This window comes from Streptomyces sp. NPDC020996 (assembly GCF_040641355.1).
Taxonomy (GTDB): Bacteria; Actinomycetota; Actinomycetes; order Streptomycetales; family Streptomycetaceae; genus Streptomyces.
On record NZ_JBFADM010000013.1, the window covers coordinates 30103 to 50866 of the forward strand.

The following is a 20764-nucleotide window of genomic DNA, read 5'->3' on the forward strand; positions in this document are numbered from 1 at the left end:
ACGCGTCGACAGGTGACCCGAAAGCGAGTAAGCCATCCGCGAGGGCGCGTACGACTTCGAGCGCAGGTGACTTTGATGAACGACTGGCGAGACCATGCCGCATGCCGCGACCAGGACCCCGAGCTGTTCTTCCCGATCGGCTCCTCGGGCCCGGCGCTGTTGCAGACGCAGCAGGCGAAGGCGGTGTGCACCCGGTGCCCGGTCCAGGAGCAGTGCCTGGAGTGGGCGTTGGAGAACGGAGACACCCTCGGTGTGTGGGGCGGCACGAACGAGACGGAACGGCGCGCACTGCGGCGCCGGCGCGCCGTCGCCCGCAGGCGCGGCGCGTGAGAGCGGCCTGCCGGCCCTGCTCCGGCGCCGGTAGGCCGGAGAACCGCTGACGCCCGTGCCGGTGCCGGTCACGCCGGCCACGACGTCGTCGCCCTCGCGACGCGTGGCCGGCGCGGCCGTGCCGTGCACGGGCGTTCGCGTGCACGGACGTGTGCCGTGCACGGACGTGTGCCGTACGAGCGCGTGCCGTGCACGCGGAGTGTGCCGTGCGCGCGGCGTCGGACGTTCCGCCGGTTACGGCAGCAAGTCCGGCTTCCCCGGGGCGTACAGCCAGGTCTTCAGCAGGCTGTCGACGTCCTGGCCCGACACGTTCCGGGCCAGGCGCATGAACTGCGCTGTGGTGCCGTGCCCGTAGCGGTGCACGGTCGCCCAGGCACGCAGGATGCGGAAGAACGCCGGGTCCCCGACGGCGACGCGCAGTTCGTGCAGGGCCATCGCGCCGCGGGCGTAGACGGGGGTGCCGAAGATGTTCGCGCCGCTGCCCGGGTCGCCGGGCGGGAACGCCCACAGCGGGTCGCTCGCCGGGCGGGCGTAGAGGGCGTCGAAGGTCTGCTGGGCGGTCTTGCCGCCGTGCTGTTCGCGGTAGAGCCACTCGGCGTAGGTGGCGAAGCCCTCGTTGAGCCAGATGTCCTGCCACGAGGTCAGGGAGACGGAGTCGCCGAACCACTGGTGGGCGTTCTCGTGGACCAGGGTGCTCAGGTCGGGCGCGCGGTCGTACAGGGGCCGGGACTGGGTCTCCAGCGCGTATCCGACGTCCGGGGCGTGGTCGACGATCGACCCGGCGGCGCGGAACGGGTAGGGCCCGAACAGCTTGCTCTCCCACTCCAGGACGGACGGCAGTTTCTTCAGCACGGGCGCCGCGGCGGATGCCTCGCGCGGGTCGACGGCGTTGTAGACGCGGATGCCGTCGCGGGTGGTGTACTGCTCGACCTCGAACTTCCCGACGGTGGCGGTGGCGAGGTAGGCGGCCATGGGTTCGCTCTGGCGCCAGTGGAAGGTGGTGTGCCCGCCTGCCGTCCGCTGCCCGACGAGGACGCCGTTGGCGACGGCGGCGCGGTCCTGGGGGACGGTGATCGTGATGTCGTACGCCGACTTGTCCTTGGGGTGGTTGTTCGCCGGGAACCAGGTCATGGCGCCCTGCGGCTCCCCGGCGACGAACGCGCCGTCGTCGGTGGGGATCCAGCCGTCGGGCGAGCCGTCGGGGTCGGTGACCGGCCCGGGGGTGCCCTGGTAGGTGACGGTGACCCGGAACTGCCGTCCCTTGCGCAGCGGACGGTACGGCGTGACGACGAGTTCCTGGCCGCTGCGGCGGAAGTCCGCCACGGCGCGGTCGACGGCGACGCCGGTGACCGTCAGGCCCTTGAGGTCGAGGTCGAAGCGGGACAGGTCCTGGGTGGCACGGGCGGTGATGACGGCGGTGCCGTCGAGGTGGCCGGTGTCCGGGTCGTAATCGAGGGTCAGGCCGTAGTGGCGGACGTGGTAGCCGCCGTTTCCGGCGAGCGGGAAGTACGGGTCGCCGACGCCGGGCGCGCCGACGGTGCCCGCCGCCGCGGGCTGGGCGGCGGCGAGCAGGGCCGCGACCACGACGGGCACGGCGGCGGTGACGGCCTGTCTGGCCCGTCTGCGGGACATCCTCACATGCGCTCCTGGGGGGTGGCGATGATCAGTCGGCCCCAGATTAGAGGTACGCCCCGCCGTGATTCCTCCTTCTCCCCGCTTCATTCGGGTTCATCGGGGCTTGTCCCGGGTTCGCGGCCTGACGCGAGCCGGCCCGCGGTCAGGCCGTCTCCTTCGCCGCCGACCGGCCGGCCGCCCGGCCGGAGAAGAGGCAGCCGCCGAGGAAGGTGCCCTCCAGGGCGTTGTAGCCGTGGACGCCGCCGCCGCCGAAGCCGGCCACCTCGCCGGCCGCGTACAGGCCCTCGACGGGCTGTCCGTCGGGGCCCAGGGCGCGGGAGTCGAGGTCGGTCTGGATGCCGCCGAGGGTCTTGCGGGTCAGGACGTGGAGCTTGACGCCGATGAGCGGCCCGGCGGCCGGGTCGAGGATGCGGTGCGGGGTGGCGACGCGGCCGAGACGGTCGCCGATGTAGCGGCGGGCGTTGCGGATGCCCTGCACCTGGGCGTCCTTGCTGTAGGGGTTGGCCATCTGCAGGTCGCGGGCCTCGATCTGGCGGCGCAGTACGGCGGCGTCGAGGAGGGGCTTGTCGGTCAGCTCGTTCATCTTCGCCACGAGTTGCTCCAGGGTCGGCGCGGTGACGAAGTCGGCGCCCTTGCGCAGGAACGCGTCCACCGGGCCCGGCGCGCCCTTGCCGAGCAGGCGGTCGCGCAGGACCGCGCCCTTGTCCTTGGCGGTGATGTCGGGGTTCTGCTCGGAGCCCGACAGCGCGAACTCCTTCTCCACGATCTTCTGGGTGAGGACGAACCAGGAGTGGTCGTAGCCCGCGATGTCCTCGGTGGTGCGCAGGTATTCGAGGGTGCTCAGGGTGTCGTAGCCGGGCAGGCAGGGGTCGGGCAGGCGGCGGCCGAGGGCGTCGAACCACATCGAGGACGGCCCCGGCAGGATGCGGATGCCGTGGCCCGGCCAGATCGGGTCCCAGTTCCGCAGGCCCTCGGTGTAGTGCCACATGCGGTCGCGGTTGACCAGCCGTACGCCCGCCGCGGCGCTGATGTCGAGCATGCGGCCGTCGACGTACGCGGGTACGCCGGTGACCATCTCGGTGGGCGGGGTGCCCAGGCGCGCGGGCCAGTAGCGGCGGACGATGTCGTGGTTGGCGCCGATGCCGCCGGTGGTGACGACGACGGCCTGGGCGGTGAGTTCGAACTCGCCGGCCGCGTCCCGGTTGGAGGCGACGCCGCGGGGCGAGCGGTCCTCGGCGAGGACGGTGCCGCGCACCCCGCGGGCGGCGCCCTCCTCGATGACCAGTTCGTCGACCCGGTGACGGTGGTGGAAGGTCAGCAGCCCCTCGCGGGCGGCCCGTTCGGCGTACGCGGCGAACGGCTCCACGACGCCGGTGCCGGTCCCCCACGCGATGTGGAAGCGGGGCACGGAGTTGCCGTGGCCGTCGGCGCGCAGGTCACCGCGCTCGGCCCAGCCGACCGTGGGCAGCAGCTTGATGCCGTGGCCGTCCAGCCAGGACCGCTTCTCCCCCGCCGCGAACTCCACGTAGGCACGCGCCCAGCGCACCGCCCAGGAGTCCTCGTCGTCGACCCGGTCGAACCGGGCGCTGCCCTGCCAGTCGCTCCAGGCGAGGTCGAAGGAGTCCTTGATGCCCAGGCGGCGCTGCTCGGGGGAGTCGACGAGGAACAGCCCGCCGAACGACCAGAACGCCTGTCCCCCGAGGTTGGCGGCGTTCTCCTGGTCGACCAGGGCGACCCGGCGGCCCCGGCTGGTGAGTTCGTGCGCGGCGACCAGCCCCGCCAGGCCCGCTCCGACGACGATGACGTCCGCATCCATGGCGACCGTTGCCTTTCTCGAGGGTGTACGAGGGTGTCACTCGGGGTGTCACTCGGGGTGTCATTCGGGGGTGCCGCTGCCGTCCGTCAGCAGGGCGGTGAGCAGTTGCTTGAGCCAGCGGCGGGCGCCGTCGGCGTCCTTGTCCAGCAGGAGCTGGACGGTGACTCCGTCGTAGGCGGCGACCACGGCACGGGCCGCGCCGTCGGCGTCGCCGAGCACGCCGGGCGGCCGGGCGAGGCCGCGCGTGCGGGCGAGCCGGTCGGCGATCGCCTCCCGCAGCCGCGCGCGGTGGGCGAGCAGGGTCTCGGCGACGGCCGGATCGCGGGCGGCGTGCACCAGGAAGTCCGTCTTGACCAGGAGCCAGTCCCGGTCGAGGAGCAGCACCTCGGTGACGCGGTCCACAGCGGCGGGCACGTCGAAGTCGGGGCCGTCGAGGGCCAGCGCCCCGGACACCTGCTCCGCGATCAGGTCGGCGCGCTGCCGGTAGAGGGCGAAGAACAGCTCGTCCAGGCTGGCGAAGTTGGAGTAGAAGGCGCCGCGGCTGTAGCCGGCGGCGTCGCAGACCTCCTCGATGGAGACGCGCCCGAAGCCCTTGGCGGCGAACACCCGGAAGGCGGCGTCGAGCAGGTTGGCCCGGGTCCGGACCCGGCGCCGGGTGACCCGCCGCGGCGCCTCCGGTACCGCCGCCTTCTCCACCGCGGTCGCCTCCCTCACCATGGCCGCCTCCGTCGTTCGATACGGGAATGTATCCGATACACGGATGCATCGAAAGGGCGGTGCGACAACCGGAATTCATGGGAACATGTTTTCGATTCAGAGGTACGCTGGACGCATGACCAGGCACCTCCAGGGCTCGCTCTTCGACCAGGCCGACCGGTTGCGGCTCGGCCCCCTCGACGGGATCCGCCGTACGCGGCTCGGTCTCGGCGCCTGGATCGACCTGCTGCCCGGCTGGCTCGAGGGCGCGGACACCCTGTTCGAACAGCTGGCCGCCGAGGTGCCGTGGCGTGCGGAGCGCCGCACCATGTACGACCACGTCGTCGACGTCCCCCGGCTGCTCGCGTTCTACGGCCCGCACGACGCGCTCCCCCACCCGGTGCTCGCCGAGGCCCGCGACGCGCTGTCCGCGCACTACGCCGCGGAACTGGGCGAGCCGTTCACCACCGCCGGGCTGTGCCACTACCGCGACGGCCGGGACAGCGTGGCCTGGCACGGCGACCGGATCGGACGGGGCGCGCGCGAGGACACGATGGTCGCCATCCTCTCCGTGGGCGCTCCCCGGGACCTGCTGCTGCGCCCGGTGGGCGGCGGCGGGACGGTACGGCGTCCGCTGGGCCACGGCGACCTGATCGTGATGGGCGGCTCCTGCCAGCGGACCTGGAAGCACTGCGTACCGAAGTCCGCGCGCGCCGCGGGACCGCGCATCAGCGTGCAGTTCCGCCCGCACGGCGTGCGCTGAGGCGGAGAGGCGGCCGTTCCGGGCACAGGGGGTGTGTCTCCGGCAGCCGACGCCGACCCGGCAGCCGACGCCGACCCGGCGGCCTGCGGCGACCCGGCGGACGCGGACGCGCCGCGATCTGCTTTCCTGATCCCATGCGGGCAGACGTACGGCAAGTGGCCGACGGCATCCACCTGGTGCACGGCAGCGACACCAACTGGGTGATCCTCACCGAGGGCGACGAGGTGACCCTCGTCGACACCGGCTACCCCGGGGACCGGCAGCTGCTCCTCGACTCCCTGGCGGCGGTGGGCAGTTCACCGGAGGCGGTGACGGCGGTGCTGATCACCCACGCGCACAACGACCACCTGGGCTCCGCCGAGTACCTGCGCGCCGCGCACGGCACGCCCGTCCTCCTCCACCCGGCCGAAGTGCCGCACGCCCGCCGGGAGTTCCTGCACCAGGTGACCGTCGGACAGGTCGTCGCGAACAGCTGGCGGCCGGGCGTCCTGCCCTGGGCGCTGCGCGCCCTGCGCTCCGGCGGCACCGCCCACGTCCCCGTGTCCGCGCCGGAGCCGTTCCCGGCCGCGGCCGCGGACACGTCCGCCGCGTCCGCCTGGGACCTGCCCGGCCGGCCGGTGCCCGTGCACACCCCCGGTCACACCGACGGGCACGTCGCCTTCCACCTCCCCGACGCGGGCGTGGTGATCGCCGGCGACGCGCTGGTGACCGCCCACCCCACCGCACGGCTCCGGGGCCCGCAACTGCTGCCCGGCATGTTCCACCACGACCGCGACCGCGCGGTCGCCTCGCTGGACGTCCTCGCGGAGCTGCCCGGCGACCTGCTGCTGCCCGGTCACGGGCCCGCGCACCGCGGTCCGGTGCGTGAAACGGCACTTCAGGCCAAGGAGCGCGCCGTCTAAGGTGAGGTGACGATCAACCGCGAAGCAGGACGAGGTCACCCCGCCCATGGCACTGCAGATCAGCGCGACCAACCCGGAGCACCCCGCGCTCCTGCTGGAACTCCCCTGGCACCTGCCCCTGGAGGAATGGCCGGAGGAGTACCTGGTCCCGCTGCCGCGCGGCATCTCCCGTCACGTCGTGCGCTACGCCCGCGCCGGCGACGAGGTGATCGCCGTCAAGGAGCTCGCCGAAAGGCCGGCGCTGCGCGAGTACGAGCTGCTGCGCGACCTCGACAAGCTGGGCATCCCGGCGGTGGACGCGCTCGCCGTGGTCACCGGCCGCCAGGACGGCGACGACGCCCCGCTGGAGCCGGTGCTGATCACCCGGCACCTGCGCGGATCTCAGTCCTACCGGTCGATGTTCGAGACGACGATGCGCCCGGCCACCATGCACCGCCTCATGGACGCGCTGGCCGTCCTGCTGGTGCGCCTGCACCTGGCCGGGTTCGCGTGGGGCGACTGCTCGCTGTCGAACACCCTCTTCCGGCGCGACGCGGGCGCCTACGCCGCCTATCTCGTCGACGCGGAGACCGGCGAACTGCACCCGCGGCTGAGCCCCGGCCAGCGGGACTACGACCTGGACCTCGCCCGCGTGAACATCAGCGGCGAGCTGCTCGACCTGGAGGCGTCCGGGGCGCTGCACCCGTCCGTGGACCCGATCGAGTTCGGAATGGAGATCTGCGCCCGCTACCGCGGCCTGTGGCAGGAGCTGACCCGCACCTCGGTGTACCCGGCGGGCAAGTACCACTACATAGAACGCCGGATACGCCGCCTGAACGACCTCGGTTTCGACGTGGCCGAGATGCAGATCGAGAGCGCCTCCAACGGCGACACGGTCACCTTCGTGCCCAAGGTCGTCGACGCCGGCCACCACCAGCGCCAGTTGCTGCGCCTGACCGGCCTGGACGCCGAGGAGAACCAGGCGCGGCGGCTGCTGACCGACCTGGAGAGCTGGATGGCCACCCAGGACGACTACGCCCCGGGTGACCCCCTCGCCGCCCGCCCGGAGGTGCTGGCGCACCGCTGGGTGCGGGACGTGTTCCGGCCCACGGTCCGGGCCGTGCCCCTCGAACTGCGCGGGGCGATGGACCCGGCCGAGATCTACCACGAGCTGCTGGAGCACCGCTGGTACCTGTCCGAGCGTGCCCAGCACGACATCGGGCTGGACACGGCCGTCGCGGACTACATCAAGAACATCCTGCCCAAGGCCCGGGAGACGCTGCAGCCCACCCCGGCCGAGTGACTCACCCGTGCGGGACCACGGCCACCGGGCAGCCGGCGTGGTGCAGCACCCCGTGCGCCACCGAGCCGATCCGGGCGCCGACGGCCGTGCGGTGCGCCCGCCGGCCGACCACCATCAGCTGGGCCCGCGCGGCCACCGACAGCAGCACCTGGCCGGCGCTGCCCATCTCGACGTGCTCGACCACGGGGACGCCGGGGAAGCGTTCGCGCAACGGCTCGAGCGCCGCGGCGAGCGCCTTCTTCTCGTACGGCTCCAGTCCCCCGGCCTCGTCGAGGAGCTCCAGCGAGCCGGGGCTGTAGGCGAACACCGGAGGCAGCGTCCAGGCCCGCACGGCGCGGACGGTGGCGCCGCGGGCGGCCGCCGTCTCGAACGCGAAGCGCAGCGTCTCGGCGCTGTCCTCCGGGTCGCCCTGCTGGCCGACCACGACCTCGCGGCCCGCCGCCTCGCCCGTCGGCTGGTCACCGGCGCGCACCAGCACCACCGGCCGCTTCGCCGCGGCGATCACCTGCTGGCCCACGGAGCCCAGCAGGAAGCCGACGACCGGCCCGTGCCCGCGCGAACCCAGCACCAGCATCTCGGCGTCCGCCGCGGCGGCGACGAGGGTCTCGACCGCCGGGCCCTCGACGACGTCGGTGCTCACCTCGAGTTCCGGATGCCGTGCGGTGACCGTCCGCACGGCCTCGTCGACCGCGTTGCGCACCCACCCGGCCTGGGTCTCCGCGTCAGCCGCGTCGAGCCCCTCGTACGGCTGGAACCGCCAGGCGTGCACCACCCGCAGCGGCCGCCCGCGCCGGATCGCCTCCCTGGCCGCCCAGCCCAGCGCGGCGACGCTCTCCTCGGTTCCGTCGACCCCTGCGGTGATCGGGCCTGTCATGCGGCTGCCTCCTGTGTCGTTCTCACTTTCGTAGGGGTCAGTCTTCACTACCCTGCCCGCATGGCCTTGCAGTGGGAGCAGGTGAACGTGGACGCGGCCGATCCCGTCGCGCTCGGGCGGTGGTGGGCCGAGGCGCTCGGGTGGGTCGTGGTGAACGACGCGGCCGACGAGTACGAGATCCGGCCGGACGAGGACCGCCTGCCGGGACTGCTGTTCGTGCCGGTCCCGGAGGGCAAGACCGTCAAGAACCGCCTCCACCTCGACTTCCGCCCCGACGACCAGCAGGCGGAGGTCGCCCGGCTGCTGGCGCTCGGCGCCCGGCACGCGGACGTCGGCCAGGGCGACCAGCCCTGGGTGGTGCTCGCGGACCCCGAGGGCAACGAGTTCTGCGTGCTCGGCTCACGCCGGGCCTGAGAACGTCCGGGAAGCAGCCCGGAGGGTCCGGGATGGCACCGGGAAGGGCCGAGAAGGGCCGGGAAGGCACCGCGAAGGGGTGGCCTGCCGCTCATCGCGGCACAGCGGGCCGATCGACCATACGATGGGCTGGAGCCGGCACGGCGACCGTCTCCGCGACGGAGCGCGCCGTGCCGTGAATCCGGCCTCGGGGTGGGAGACCTATGGCACAGCCGTCCGACGCGGCGCGGACCGTCATCATGACCGTGGACGACGATCCGGGAGTCTCCCGCGCCGTCGCCCGGGACCTCCGGCGGCGCTATGGCGAGTCGTACCGGATCGTGCGCGCGGAGTCCGGCGAGTCCGCGCTCCAGGCGCTGCGCGAGCTGAAGCTGCGCGGCGACCTGGTGGCGGTGATCCTGGCCGACTACCGCATGCCGCGGATGAACGGCATCGAGTTCCTGGAGCAGGCCCTCGACGTGTACCCGGGGGCGCGGCGCGTGCTGCTGACCGCGTACGCGGACACCAACGCGGCGATCGACGCGATCAACGTCGTCGACCTGGACCACTACCTCCTCAAGCCGTGGGATCCGCCCGAGGAGAAGCTGTACCCGGTCGTGGACGACCTGCTGCGGGCCTGGCGGTGCAGCGACTTCAGGCCGGTGCCCAGCACGAAGGTGGTCGGGCACCGCTGGTCGGCGCGCTCCTCCGACATACGGGAGTTCCTGGCCCGCAACCAGGTCCCCTACCGCTGGTACTCGGCGGACGAGCCGGAGGGCCGGCGGCTGCTGAAGGCGGCCGGGCAGGACGGGCAGCGGCTGCCGCTGGTGATCACCCCGGACGGGACGCCGCTGGTGGAGCCGGAGGCGCCCGAACTGGCCGCGCGGGTGGGGCTGGCGACGACGCCGGCCGCGGAGTTCTACGACCTCGTCGTCGTCGGCGGCGGGCCCGCCGGACTCGGCGCCGCGGTGTACGGCGCCTCCGAGGGCCTGCGGACGGTGCTGGTGGAGCGGTCGGCGACCGGCGGGCAGGCCGGGCAGAGCTCCCGGATCGAGAACTACCTCGGCTTCCCCGACGGCGTGTCCGGGGCGCAGCTGACCGAGCGGGCCCGGCGGCAGGCGGCGAAGTTCGGCGCGGAGATCCTCACCGCGCGGGAGGTGACGGGGCTGGAGGTCAACGGCTCCGCGCGCACGGTGCGGTTCTCGGACGGCTCGGCGGTGAACGCGCACAGCGTGATCCTCGCCACCGGCGTGTCCTACCGGCAGCTGGACGCGCCGGGCTGCACCGACCTGACCGGCTGCGGGGTGTTCTACGGCTCGGCGCTGACCGAGGCGGCCGCCTGCCAGGAGCACGACGTGTACATCGTCGGCGGCGCCAACTCGGCCGGGCAGGCGGCGATGTACCTGTCGCGGGTCGCCAAGTCGGTGACGCTGCTGGTGCGCGGCCCGGACCTGTCGGCGTCGATGTCGCACTACCTGATCCAGCAGATCGCCGAGGTGCCCAACATCTCGGTGCGCACCCGCACGATCGTCGAGGCCGCGCACGGCTCCGGCCACCTGGAGCAGCTCACCCTGCGCGACGTCGACACCGGGCGGACCGAACTCGTCGACGCGCAGTGGATGTTCGTGTTCATCGGCGCGGCGCCGCGGACCGACTGGCTGGACGGGACGGTGGAGCGGGACGAGCGTGGCTTCATCCTCGCCGGGCCCGACCTCACCCCGGACGGACGGCCGCCGGCCGGCTGGGAGCTGGACCGGCCGCCGTACCACCTGGAGACCAACGTGCCCGGCGTGTTCGTCGCGGGAGACGCGCGCGCGGAGTCCGCCAAGCGCGTGGCGTCCGCCGTCGGAGAGGGAGCCATGGCCGTGATGCTCGTCCACCGCTACCTGGAGCAGTCGTGAACGGGCAGGTGATGCCGTGCAGCGCGCGGGAGATCGGCTCACTGTTCCTGTTCGAGGAGCTCACGCCGGAGCAGCTCGGCCGGCTCTGCGCCGAGGGCCGGGTGGAGCGGTTCGAGCCGGGCCCGGTCTACACCGAGGGCGAGCCGGCCACCTGCTTCTACGTCATGATCGAGGGCACGGTCGTGCTGTACCGGCGGGTCGGCGGCGACGACGTGGAGGTGAGCCGCACCTCGCAGCGGGGGGTGTACGCCGGGGCCATGCAGGCCTACCTCGGCGACCGCGTCCCGCAGGTCTACACCAACTCCATGCGCGTCACCGAGCCGACGCGGTTCTTCGTGCTGCCCGCGGACACGTTCGCGAGCATCATGCGGGAGTGGTTCCCGATGGCGGCGCACCTGCTGGAGGGCCTGTTCTTCGGGTCCAAGAGCACGCAGCGGGCCATCGGACAGCGCGAACGGCTGCTGGCGCTGGGCTCGTTGTCCGCCGGGCTCACGCACGAGCTGAACAACCCCGCGGCGGCGGCCGTGCGGGCCACGGCGGCGCTGCGCGAGCGGGTGGCGAAGATGCGGCACAAGCTGCGCGTGATCTCCGCGGGCCCGTACACCCGCGAGGCGCTGGCCAACCTGATCGACATCCAGGAGCGCACCGCCGAACGCGTGGCCAAGGCGCCCGCGCTCAGCCCGCTGGAGGCGTCGGACCGGGAGGACGCCGTCGCGGACTGGCTCGACGACCACGGCATCCCGGACGGCTGGCGGCTCGCGCCCGTGTTCGTGCAGGCCGGGCTGGACCCCGACTGGCTGGAGCAGGTCGCGGCGGAGGTGGGCCCGGACGTCCTGCCGGGCGCGATCGGATGGCTCAACTACACGGTCGAGACCGAGCTGTTGATGGACGAGATCGAGGACTCCACCACCCGCGTCTCCACCCTCGTCGACGCCGCCAAGCAGTACTCCCAGCTCGACCGGGCCCCCTTCCGTCACGCCGACGTGCACGAACTCCTCGACAGCACCCTGCTGATGCTGTCCGGGAAGATCGGCCCGCGGATCGAGGTCGTCAAGGACTACGACCGCACGCTGCCGAAGATCCCCGCCTACCCGGCGGAGCTGAACCAGGTGTGGACCAACCTCATCGACAACGCGGTCTCCGCCATCGGCGGCGCCGGCGGCGAGGGCACGCTGACCGTGCGGACCGCGCGCGAACACGACCGGCTGCTGGTGGAGTTCCGCGACACCGGGCCCGGCGTGCCGCAGGAGATCCGCGGCCGCATCTTCGACCCCTTCTTCACCACCAAGCCGGTGGGCCAGGGCACCGGGCTCGGGCTGGACATCTCCTGGCGGATCGTGGTGAACAAGCACCACGGCGCCCTCCAGGTCGAGTCCGAACCCGGCGACACCCGCTTCCAGGTCCTGCTGCCGCTCACCGCGGCGGACGACGCCCCACCACCGGAGGAGAGCCCATGACCGACGTCGACGGAATCGACCCCGCCGTCCCGCCGAGCGGCACCGGGTGCGTGGAGTGCGAGGCGGCCGGCGGCTGGTGGTTCCACCTGCGGCGCTGCGCGCAGTGCGGGCACATCGGCTGCTGCGACGACTCCCCCGCCCGGCACGCCACCGCGCACTACCACGAGACCGGCCATCCGGTGATCCGCAGTTTCGAGCCGGGCGAGAGCTGGTTCTGGGACTTCGCCGGCTCGCGGCTGCTGGAGTCGGGACCCGACCTCGCTCCCCCCGTCAGCCGCCCCGCGGACCAGCCCGCCCCGGGCCCGGCCGGGCGGGTGCCGGCGAACTGGGCCGAGACGCTGCGCTGAGCCCCCCATCGGCCCGTGTGCGGCGGACCGCGCCGGCGGTCCCGCGTGCCAGGATGGACGGGTGCCGCAGACCTTGATCACCACGCCGCTGATCGGCCGGGAGGACGAAGTCGCCCGCCTCTCCCGGGTACTGGAGCGCGCCCGCGGCGGCGAGCCGCGCGGCGTGCTGCTCGCCGGGGACGCCGGCGTGGGCAAGACCCGGCTGCTGGACGAGGTGGCGGACCGGGCGGCGCGGGCGGGGACCACTGTGCTGACCGGTCACTGCGTGGACCTCGGCGACGTGGGCCTGCCGTACCTGCCGTTCACCGAGGTCCTGGGCGTGCTGGCGGCCGACGCGCGGTTCGCCGACGTGCTGGCCGCGCACCCGGTGGTCGACCGGCTGCTGGGGTCGCGGCCCGGCACCGGACACGACGGCGGGGGCGCCGCCGCGCGCTCCGGCGGTGAGGGCGGGCGGCTGCGGCTGTTCGAGGGCATGGCGGGCCTGCTGGCCGACCTGTCGGACATCGCTCCCCTGCTGCTGGTCATCGAGGACCTGCACTGGGCCGACCAGTCCTCCCGGGACCTGCTGCGCTTCCTGCTCAGCCGGGGCGCCCTCCAGCTCCCCCGCTCCCGGCTCCGCTCAGGCGCGGAAAACCCCGTGCCGGGCGGCCCGCCCACCCACCGGCTGGCGGTGTTCGCCTCCTACCGCGCCGACGACCTGCACCGGCGCCACCCGCTGCGGCCCCTGCTGGCGGAGCTGGTGCGGCTGCCGTCCGTCGAGCGGGTGGAGCTGCGGCCGATGGCCGACGGGGAGGTGACCCGGCTGGTGCGCGCCCTGGAGGACCGCCCGCTGCCGGAGGCCACGGTGCGCGGGATCGTCGAGCGCGCCGAGGGCAACGCCTTCTACGCGCAGGAGCTGCTCGCGGCGACCGACCCGGAGGCCGGCGGGGAGACGGACGGGGTGCCCAGCGGCCTGGCCGACGTCCTGCTGATCCGCTTCGAGCAGCTGACGGAGACCGCCCAGCAAGTGCTGCGGACCGCGGCGGTGGCCGGGCGCCGGGTGGAGCACCACCTGCTGCGGGACGCGGTGGGCCTGCCCGAGAAGGAGCTGGAGTCGGCGCTGCGGGAGGCCGTCGGACGGCAGCTGCTGGTGGCCGGTGAGGGCGGCACGTACGCCTTCCGGCACGCCCTGGCCCGGGAGGCGGTGTACGCCGACCTGCTGCCGGGCGAACGGGCGCGGCTGCACGGCGCGTTCGCGAAGCTGCTGGCCGGGCGCGGCCACCCGGCCGAGACCGCGGCCGAGCGCGCCCACCACTACCGCGCCGGCCACGACCTGGCCCGGGCGCTCACGGCCTCGCTGGAGGCGGCCGATCACGCCCAGCTCCTCGGCGCGCCGGCCGAGGAGCTGCGGCACCTGGAGGCGGCGCTCGACCTGTGGTCGGCGGTGGACCCGGCGGCCCGGCCGGCGGGCGAGGGCGTCGACCGGGTGACGCTCACGCTGCGGGCCTCGGCGGCGGCCGCGCACGCCGGGGAGCTGCACCGCGCGGTGTCCCTGACCCGGGCGGCGCTGGCGGGCATCGGCCAGGACGCGGACTCCGAGCTGGCCGCGCGGGTCCGCTACACGCTCGCCGGGAACCTGCTCAGCGTCGACAGCCTGGGCGCGGCCTTCGCCTACAGCAGCGAGGCGCTCGCCCTGATTCCGGCCGAACCGCCGTCGCGGACCTGGGTGTGGGCGGCCGCCACCCACGTGGTGGCGGCGCGCCAGGTCGGGGAGTACGACACCGCGCTGGAGGTGGCCCGCCGGGCCCTCGGCGTCGCCGAGCGGCTGGGGGTGACGGACGCGCGGGCGGACCTGCTGATCTCGCTGGCCGTTCTGGAGGGCGGCGGCCGCCGCACGCCGGAGGGCCGCGCGACGCTGCGGGCGGCCCGTGAGCTGGCGCGCGGCTCGGGCAACGCGCCGGTGGAGATGCGGGCCCTGTTCAACCTCGCCGTCGGCTGCTTCGAGTCGGGCGAGCTGGAGGAGTGCCTGCCCTGGATCGACGAGGGGCTGGACCGCGCTCGCCGGGCGGGGCTGCTGTCGTCGCCGTATCCGACGGAGATGCGGTATCTGCAGCTGCTGGTGCTGTACACGCTGGGGCGCTGGGACGAGTGCCTGCGCGCGGCGGAGGCCGATGCCGGGGCGCTGCCCGCGACGTCCGGGTACGCGGCCGCTCCCGCACTGTACGTGAGCCTGGCGCGCGGCGACCGGCAGGCCGTCGAGCGGGCCCGGACGCTGCGGGAAGGGCGCTTCGACTGGATGGCGACGCTCGCCGCGGGCATCGCGCTGACCGACGCCGCCGCGCTGCGGGGCGATCCGGAGGGTGCGGTGGCGTGCGTGCGGGAGACGGTGGCCGCGCTGACGGACGAGGCGGGCACGCTTCCCGACGTCACCGTCCGGCTGGCCGCGCTCGCGCTGTCGGCGGTCGCCGACCGGGCCGCGGAGCTGCGGCTGACGGGCGACCCGGCGGGCGCGCGGCACTGGGCGGACGTGGCGGGGGACCTGGTGGAGTCCGCGCGGACGTCGGCCGTGTGCGGCAAGGACGGTGCGCCGCAGGGGCCGGAGGGCATGGCGTGGCTGGCGCGCGCGGAGGCGGAGTGGACGCGGGCGGTGTCCGGGCCGGACGCGGCGGCCTGGGCCGCGGCGGTGGCCGCGTTCGGCTTCGGGGACGTGTACGAGCTGGCCCGCTGCCGGTTCCGGTACGCGGAGGCGCTGCTCGCGGCCGACCGCCGGGAGGAGGCGGCCGCCGAGGCGATCGCGGCGCGCGAGACGGCCGGGCGGCTCGGGGCCACGCCGCTCGCCGAGCGGCTGGACGGCCTGATGCGCCGTGGCCGGCTGTCCGCCGGGGCGCCGGAGCGTCCGTCACCGCTGACCGCCCGTGAGCAGGACGTGCTGCGGCTGCTCGCCCGGGGCCGCAGCAACCGGCAGATCGGCGAGGAGCTGTTCATCACCGGCAAGACGGCGAGCGTCCACGTCTCCAACATCCTGGCCAAGCTGGGCGCCGCCAGCCGCACGGAGGCGGTGGCGATCGCCTACCGGCGGGGGCTGGTCACCGCCGAGCCGACAGCCTCGGGCTGAGGGTTCCGGGGGCGGCCGGCCCGGCGGAAACCGGTGAGCCGGCCGCCCCGGAGGTCGGGGGGCCGGCTCGCCGGTGCCGGATCGTCAGTTCCGTGCGGCCGGGGTGTTGGCCTTGGTGACGTTGACCGCGGCCCAGGCACGGTTCACGGCCTTGTACTCCGTGCTGTTGAGCCCGTAGAGGTCCGTGGCCGCCTTCAGCGTCGCGGTGCGCGCGTCGTGGAAGTCGGTGGTGGAGACCATGTAGCGGGTCAGCGCCCGGTAGAAGATCGCCGTGGCCTTGGTGCGGCCGATGCCGGTGACCGTCGAGCCGTCGAAGGTCGGCGAGTAGTAGGCGACGCCGTTGATCGTCTTGCTGCCGCTGCCCTCGGCGAGCAGGTAGTACGCGTGGGAGGAGACGCCGGAGCCGGCGTGCACCTCGGTGTAGTACGTGGACGGGTCCCAGTAGTCGATCGCGCCCTCGAGCTCGTCCCGCGACGGCTGGTCGAGGCGGCGGAGGAACTTCTGGTCCAGCCCGAGCTTCTCGCCGACGAGGTAGTCGGGCTTGTCCTTGATGTTGTTGGCGGAGAACTCGACGTTCGAGCCGAAGATGTCCGCGAGGGACTCGTTCAGCGCGCCCGGCTCACCGTACTGGTTGCCGGACTCGTCGACGTAGGTGGGCTCCAGCCCGGCGGTCGCGTCCACGACGCCGTGGGTGAGCTCGTGGCCGGAGACGTCGAGGACGACGAGCGGCTTCTTGAACATGCTGCCGTCACCGTCGCCGTACAGCATGCAGTCGCAGGTCGGGTCCCAGAACGCGTTGCCCACCTTGTTCCCGAAGTGGACCATGGCGCGGGCGCCCTTGCTGTTGTTCTCGATGCCCTTGCGCCCGAAGGTCTTCCGGTAGAAGTCCAGGGTCTTGGTGATGCCGTACTGGGCGTCGACGGCGGCGCTGGTCCGGTTGGAGACGGTGCCGTTGCCCCAGGTGTTGTTGGTGCTGGTGAACTTCTTGCCCCGGCTGAAGTCCTCCAGTTCCTGGCCCATGGCGTCCCGGGTCTCGGTACCCCAGCGGGCGGGGTCCTTGAGCAGGTAGCTCGTGCTGCCCGTCTGCGTGGTGATCAGCGGCACGCTGCCGACGAAGAGGGAGTTGCCGACGCCCCTCGCCTTCACGGGGTAGCTGGTGGCGCCGGTCACGGGGGACGCGGTCAGCGTCGCGGCCCGGGAGCCGATGCCGGTGGCGGGGTCGAGCTTCTCGCCGCGCTCGCGCAGGGTGTCGAGGAGCTTCGGCGAGAGGAACTCGTCGCTGTCGGGCGTGTTGCTGCGGACCTTGCCGGTGACGGCGTCGATGACGACCGTCCGGGAACCGCCGCCCTGCGTGGTGTCGCTGTCGCTGACCGTCACCCGGTAGGCCAGGGCGGCCGCGCCGTCACGGGCGTCGACCACGAGTTCGGCGCTGCCCGCGTCGCCCTTGGCGACCTGAGCGGCCTTCTGCTCGGCCTGCGCGGGCGACACCGCGGCGTCGTCGGCGGCGAGGCGGACGGTGTGGTCGGCGGCCCGGGTGACGCCGGTGTAGGCGAGCCGCTCGGAGAGGTGGACGACGAGGTCGCCACCGAGGACCGGCATGCCCTGGTGGGCGCGGGTGAACCGGACGTGCCGGGCACCCTCCGGGTCGATCATGACGTCCACGGCCCGCAGTTCGTCGCCCTTGGAGACCCCGGTCTCGGAGGCGTGGGCGAAGGCGGCGGTGCGGGCGGCCGTCACCACGGAGGCGGCCGAGGTACGGGCGGCGGCCGCCGAGTGGCTCGTCCCCGTGGCCGGCTGCGCGAAGGCGGTGCCGGCCAGACCGGTGGCGGCCGTCGTCACGACGACGGCGACCGCCACGCTGCGTATGTGCGGTCTACGCACTGATGAGTGTTCCTTCCTGGCAAGGCGGCCGGGATCACCAACCGCCCTGGGACATGGCGCGATTGCGCGACATGGGGGCTGGTCGGGCCCCGAGGCGAAACCCTTGCGGATGAGTCATGGCCATGTAAAGGCCGAATCGTCTCTTTCGGTCCGTTACATGGCAATACTTTGCAAATCCGCGCCGCTCAGCGATCAACGAGTGACCAACTGTGCGTTGCATACGGAGATGTGACGAGCCGGAAGAAAGTTGCACGGAATGAATGTGACTCATCTCGCACCCGGAGCGGCGGTCCTGGGCCCGGCCGCGCCCTCCCCGCGCGCGGCGCTTCCGCCGTCCTGGCGGAGCGGGATCCTCCGGGACAGGATGCCCGCATGAAGGGTGACCTCTTTTCCAGCGAGCACATGGTCCGGCCGGCCACCGCGCCCGGCATGACGGTCGAGAACGCCAAGTGCGTCAAGTACGCGGTGAACGGCGAGATGCTCGCCCGCCAGGGCGCGATGATCGCCTACCGCGGCAACCTGCAGTTCGAGCGCAAGGGGCAGGGCGTGGGCGGCATGCTCAAGCGCGCCGTCACCGGTGAGGGCCTGCCGCTGATGGCGGTGCGCGGACAGGGCGAGGCCTGGTTCGCGCACGAGGCGCAGAACTGTTTCGTCGTCGACGTGGACCCGGGCGACGAGTTCACCGTCAACGGCCGCAACGTCCTGTGCTTCGACGCCTCCCTGTCGTACCGGATCGCCACCGTGAAGGGCGCGGGCATCGCCGGCGGCGGCCTGTTCAACAGCGTCTTCACCGGACAGGGCAGGCTGGGCCTGGTGTGCGAGGGCAACCCCCTGGTCATCCCGGTCTCGCCGCAGTACCCGGTGTACGTCGACACGGACGCCGTCGTCGGCTGGACGAACGGCCTGCGGACCTCGCTGCACCGCTCGCAGTCCATCGGCTCGATGCTGCGCGGCGGCTCCGGCGAGGCCGTGCAGCTGATGCTGGAGGGCGAGGGCCACGTCGTCGTACGGCCGAGCGAGGCGACGCCGCAGCGGGCCCAGCAGCACTGATCCGCGCCCGGTGACCGTGAACGGCGCCCGGTGATCCGCGTCTCACGAGCAACCCCCTCCTCTCCCCCGGCGTCTTGACCGGCAACAGATCACGCCTCGGCCCGACCGGGCCGGGGCGGATCTCCGACGCACTATGCGCACTGTGTATACACATGTTGTATACACAGTGCGCATACGAACGGGAAGGCATCGATGTACGGCAAGGCATTCGCCCCGGAGTACCAGGGCGCGCTCACCACCCTGTCCGTCAACTCCTCGCTGACCGACGTGCTCGCCGCCGGCACCGAGCAGCTCAGAGCGGCCCAGCAGGCCGGGCAGCACGGCGAGGCGGCGCGCTCCGGGCTCGCGGTCGCCGAGGCGCACCGCCGGCTGGGGCAGGTCGCCGACGCCGACCGGGCGTGGAAGGCCAGCTACCGCGCCGCCCGCGCGGCCGGGGACACGGCGGCGATGGCCTGGGCACTGTGGAGCGGCGGCACGCTGGCCCGGCAGCGCGGCGCGTTCCCGCTCGCCCGGCGGCTGCTGGAACTCGCCGCCGAACTCGGCGAGCGCGGCGGCGATGTCGTCGTACGCGGCTACTCGCTCGCCGGGCTCGCCGAGACCGGGCGCATCCAGGGCGACTACGAGGCCGTCCGCAGGCTGCACGAGCAGCTGCTGGCCGAGGCGCGGCGGCGCGGCGAGGCCCGGCACACGGTGTGGGCGCTGGAGGGCATCGCGCAGATCCACCGCCAGACCGGGTCGTACGACACCGCCTACGCCCTGTTCGAGGAGGCCGCCGAGATAGCCGGGCGCGCCGACGACCGGCGCGGCCACGCCTGGGCGCTGCGCGGGCTCGCCGACGTCGTGTCCGTCCGGGACGGTGACACCGAGCGGGCGCTGGCCCTGCTGTCGCAGGCGGAGACGGAGTGCCGTGCGATGGACCTCTCCAGCGCGCTGGCCTACAACCACAAGATGCGCGGCAACGTCCTGTACCGCGCCGGACGGTACGCCGAGGCACGGGAGCTGTACGCGCGGGCGCTGGCGGAGTTCACCGCGATGAGCGAGCCGCGCGGGCAGGCGCTGGCGCGGCTGGGGCTGGTCAAGTCGCTGGCCCGGCTGGGCCGCGACCGTTCCGCGACCGCCGCCGAACTGGTGGAACTGGCGGGCGAGTTGGACCGGCTCGGGCTGCGGCACGCGCGGGAGATGGTGGCCCGGGCCGAGGAGGAACTCGGCGTCCGGGCGGAGGTCGTGCGATGACGGCGGTTCCCACGGCGCTCGGGGCGCCGGCGGACGCGTACGCGGTCCTCGACCGCTGTCGTGAGCTGACGCGGCCGGCTCTCGCGGAGGCCGTCGGCCGGATGCACCCGTGGGTGGGCGAGATGGCCGCCTACTCCTTCGGCTGGTGCGAGGTGGGCGGGGCGCCCGCCGTCGCGTCCGGCGGCAAGGGGCTGCGGCAGGCGCTGGCCGTGCTCGGCGCCGAGGCGGCGGGGGCGGCCGGGCGGGCCGGCGTACCGGCGGCCGTCGCGGTGGAGCTGGTGCACACCTTCTCCTTGCTGCACGACGACATCATGGACGGCGACGAGGCCCGGCGGCGGCGGCCGACGGTGTGGAAGGCGTACGGCACGGGTCCCGCGGTGCTGGCGGGCGACGCGCTGTTCGCGCTGGCCGTGGAGGTGCTGGCCGCCGCTCCGGCGGGGCCGCGGGCCGTGCGGACGCTGTCGGCGGCGCTGGGCGACCTGGTGCGCGGCCAGGCCGACGACCTGCTGTTCGCCGCCCGGCCCTGGACCGGGCCACGGCGGGTGCGGCCCGAGGAGTACCGGGCGATGGCCGAGCACAAGACGGGCGCGCTGCTGGGCTGCGCGGGCGCGCTCGGCGCCCTGCTGGGCGGCGCGGACCCCACGACGGTCGCCGCCCTCGACCGGGCCGGGCGGCATCTCGGGATCGCCTTCCAGATCACCGACGACGTGCTGGGGATCTGGGGCGATCCCGCCGTCACCGGCAAGCCCGTGCACGGCGACCTGCGGGAAGGCAAGAAGACGTACCCGGTGCTGGCCGCGCTGGAGGGCGCGGACGCCCCGGCCCGCCGGCTCGCCGCGGCCCTGGAGGCTCCGGCCGCGCCACCGGAGCGGTGGCGGGAGGCGGCCGCGCTGATCGACGCGGCGGGCGGCCGGTCGGCGGCGCTGGCCGAGGCGCGGCGGCACACGGCGGCCGTGGCGGACGCCCTCGCGGACGCCTCCCTGCGGCCGCCCGCGCTGGAGGAGCTGCGGTCGCTGCTGGAGTTCCTGGTGCGCCGCGATCTGTGAGGCGGTGCACGCGGCGGCGAGTTGACCTTCGCCGCGCCGAGGCGTCAGGGTCGTGGTGGCGCGC

The 20764-nt window shown here is 73.8% G+C and carries 17 protein-coding genes; 12 read left to right on the forward strand and 5 right to left on the reverse strand.

The window, feature by feature from the left end:
- The first annotated feature begins 75 nt into the window (after positions 1–75).
- Positions 76–330: a WhiB family transcriptional regulator gene (locus AB0G63_RS12290; protein WP_360748339.1), complete on the forward strand. Its 255-nt coding sequence runs from the start codon at positions 76–78 to the stop codon at positions 328–330.
- A gap of 234 nt (positions 331–564) precedes the next feature.
- On the opposite strand, the gene AB0G63_RS12295 is transcribed toward AB0G63_RS12290, so the two are convergent.
- The 3 genes from AB0G63_RS12295 to AB0G63_RS12305 all read right to left on the reverse strand — a co-directional run bounded on the left by AB0G63_RS12295 (position 565) and on the right by AB0G63_RS12305 (position 4498).
- On the reverse strand, positions 565–1962 hold the full coding sequence (locus tag AB0G63_RS12295; RefSeq protein WP_360748342.1) for a M1 family metallopeptidase: 1398 nt from the start codon (positions 1960–1962) through the stop codon (positions 565–567).
- A gap of 145 nt (positions 1963–2107) precedes the next feature.
- Positions 2108–3781 carry an FAD-binding dehydrogenase gene (locus AB0G63_RS12300; protein ID WP_360748345.1) on the reverse strand — a complete coding sequence of 558 codons (1674 nt, stop codon included), beginning with the start codon at positions 3779–3781 and terminating at the stop codon, positions 2108–2110.
- Positions 3782–3841: 60 nt separating this feature from the next.
- Positions 3842–4498, reverse strand: a complete 657-nt coding sequence (locus AB0G63_RS12305) for a TetR/AcrR family transcriptional regulator (protein WP_360748348.1) — start codon at positions 4496–4498, stop codon at positions 3842–3844.
- 115 nt (positions 4499–4613) lie between these two features.
- Between AB0G63_RS12305 and AB0G63_RS12310 the strand changes: the two genes are divergently transcribed.
- The 3 genes from AB0G63_RS12310 (at position 4614) to AB0G63_RS12320 (ending at position 7424) form a co-directional block, all read left to right on the forward strand.
- The gene (locus AB0G63_RS12310; protein WP_360748351.1) at positions 4614–5240 is read left to right on the forward strand and encodes an alpha-ketoglutarate-dependent dioxygenase AlkB; all 627 of its coding nucleotides are present in this window, start codon (positions 4614–4616) and stop codon (positions 5238–5240) included.
- Positions 5241–5374: 134 nt separating this feature from the next.
- Positions 5375–6142 carry an MBL fold metallo-hydrolase gene (locus AB0G63_RS12315; RefSeq protein WP_360748354.1) on the forward strand — a complete coding sequence of 256 codons (768 nt, stop codon included), beginning with the start codon at positions 5375–5377 and terminating at the stop codon, positions 6140–6142.
- Between the two features lie 46 nt (positions 6143–6188).
- Entirely contained in the window at positions 6189–7424 is a 1236-nt protein-coding gene (locus AB0G63_RS12320) for a DUF4032 domain-containing protein (protein ID WP_360748357.1), read from the forward strand.
- Between the two features lies 1 nt (position 7425).
- Here the strand turns inward: AB0G63_RS12320 and AB0G63_RS12325 are convergent, their stop codons facing one another.
- The gene (locus AB0G63_RS12325; protein WP_360748360.1) at positions 7426–8298 is read right to left on the reverse strand and encodes a universal stress protein; all 873 of its coding nucleotides are present in this window, start codon (positions 8296–8298) and stop codon (positions 7426–7428) included.
- A 60-nt stretch (positions 8299–8358) separates the two neighbouring features.
- Here AB0G63_RS12325 and AB0G63_RS12330 point away from each other — a divergent pair, with 60 nt between their 5' ends.
- The 5 genes from AB0G63_RS12330 to AB0G63_RS12350 all read left to right on the forward strand — a co-directional run bounded on the left by AB0G63_RS12330 (position 8359) and on the right by AB0G63_RS12350 (position 15490).
- Positions 8359–8712: a VOC family protein gene (locus AB0G63_RS12330; RefSeq protein ID WP_360748363.1), complete on the forward strand. Its 354-nt coding sequence runs from the start codon at positions 8359–8361 to the stop codon at positions 8710–8712.
- A gap of 203 nt (positions 8713–8915) precedes the next feature.
- Positions 8916–10592, forward strand: coding sequence for an FAD-dependent oxidoreductase (locus AB0G63_RS12335; protein ID WP_360748366.1), 1677 nt, complete (start codon positions 8916–8918; stop codon positions 10590–10592).
- Positions 10589–12049: an ATP-binding protein gene (locus AB0G63_RS12340; RefSeq protein WP_360748369.1), complete on the forward strand. Its 1461-nt coding sequence runs from the start codon at positions 10589–10591 to the stop codon at positions 12047–12049. The genes AB0G63_RS12335 and AB0G63_RS12340 overlap by 4 nt, the downstream gene beginning before the upstream one ends.
- Positions 12046–12396 carry a UBP-type zinc finger domain-containing protein gene (locus AB0G63_RS12345; RefSeq protein ID WP_360748372.1) on the forward strand — a complete coding sequence of 117 codons (351 nt, stop codon included), beginning with the start codon at positions 12046–12048 and terminating at the stop codon, positions 12394–12396. The genes AB0G63_RS12340 and AB0G63_RS12345 overlap by 4 nt, the downstream gene beginning before the upstream one ends.
- Positions 12397–12457: 61 nt before the next feature.
- The gene (locus AB0G63_RS12350) at positions 12458–15490 is read left to right on the forward strand and encodes an AAA family ATPase (protein WP_360748375.1); all 3033 of its coding nucleotides are present in this window, start codon (positions 12458–12460) and stop codon (positions 15488–15490) included.
- A gap of 84 nt (positions 15491–15574) precedes the next feature.
- Here the strand turns inward: AB0G63_RS12350 and AB0G63_RS12355 are convergent, their stop codons facing one another.
- Positions 15575–17371 (reverse strand): M4 family metallopeptidase, encoded by a 1797-nt coding sequence (locus AB0G63_RS12355; protein WP_360748378.1) that lies wholly within the window; start codon positions 17369–17371, stop codon positions 15575–15577.
- A gap of 372 nt (positions 17372–17743) precedes the next feature.
- Between AB0G63_RS12355 and AB0G63_RS12360 the strand changes: the two genes are divergently transcribed.
- From AB0G63_RS12360 to AB0G63_RS12370, 3 genes are all read left to right on the forward strand, one after another.
- Complete coding sequence (locus AB0G63_RS12360; protein ID WP_360748381.1) at positions 17744–18421, forward strand: AIM24 family protein; 678 nt, start codon at positions 17744–17746, stop codon at positions 18419–18421.
- 192 nt (positions 18422–18613) lie between these two features.
- A complete protein-coding gene (locus tag AB0G63_RS12365; RefSeq protein ID WP_360748384.1) occupies positions 18614–19654 on the forward strand; it encodes a tetratricopeptide repeat protein in 1041 nt (346 codons plus the stop codon).
- On the forward strand, positions 19651–20700 hold the full coding sequence (locus AB0G63_RS12370; RefSeq protein WP_360748387.1) for a polyprenyl synthetase family protein: 1050 nt from the start codon (positions 19651–19653) through the stop codon (positions 20698–20700). Before AB0G63_RS12365 ends, AB0G63_RS12370 begins: the two co-directional genes overlap by 4 nt.
- Positions 20701–20764 lie beyond the last annotated feature (64 nt).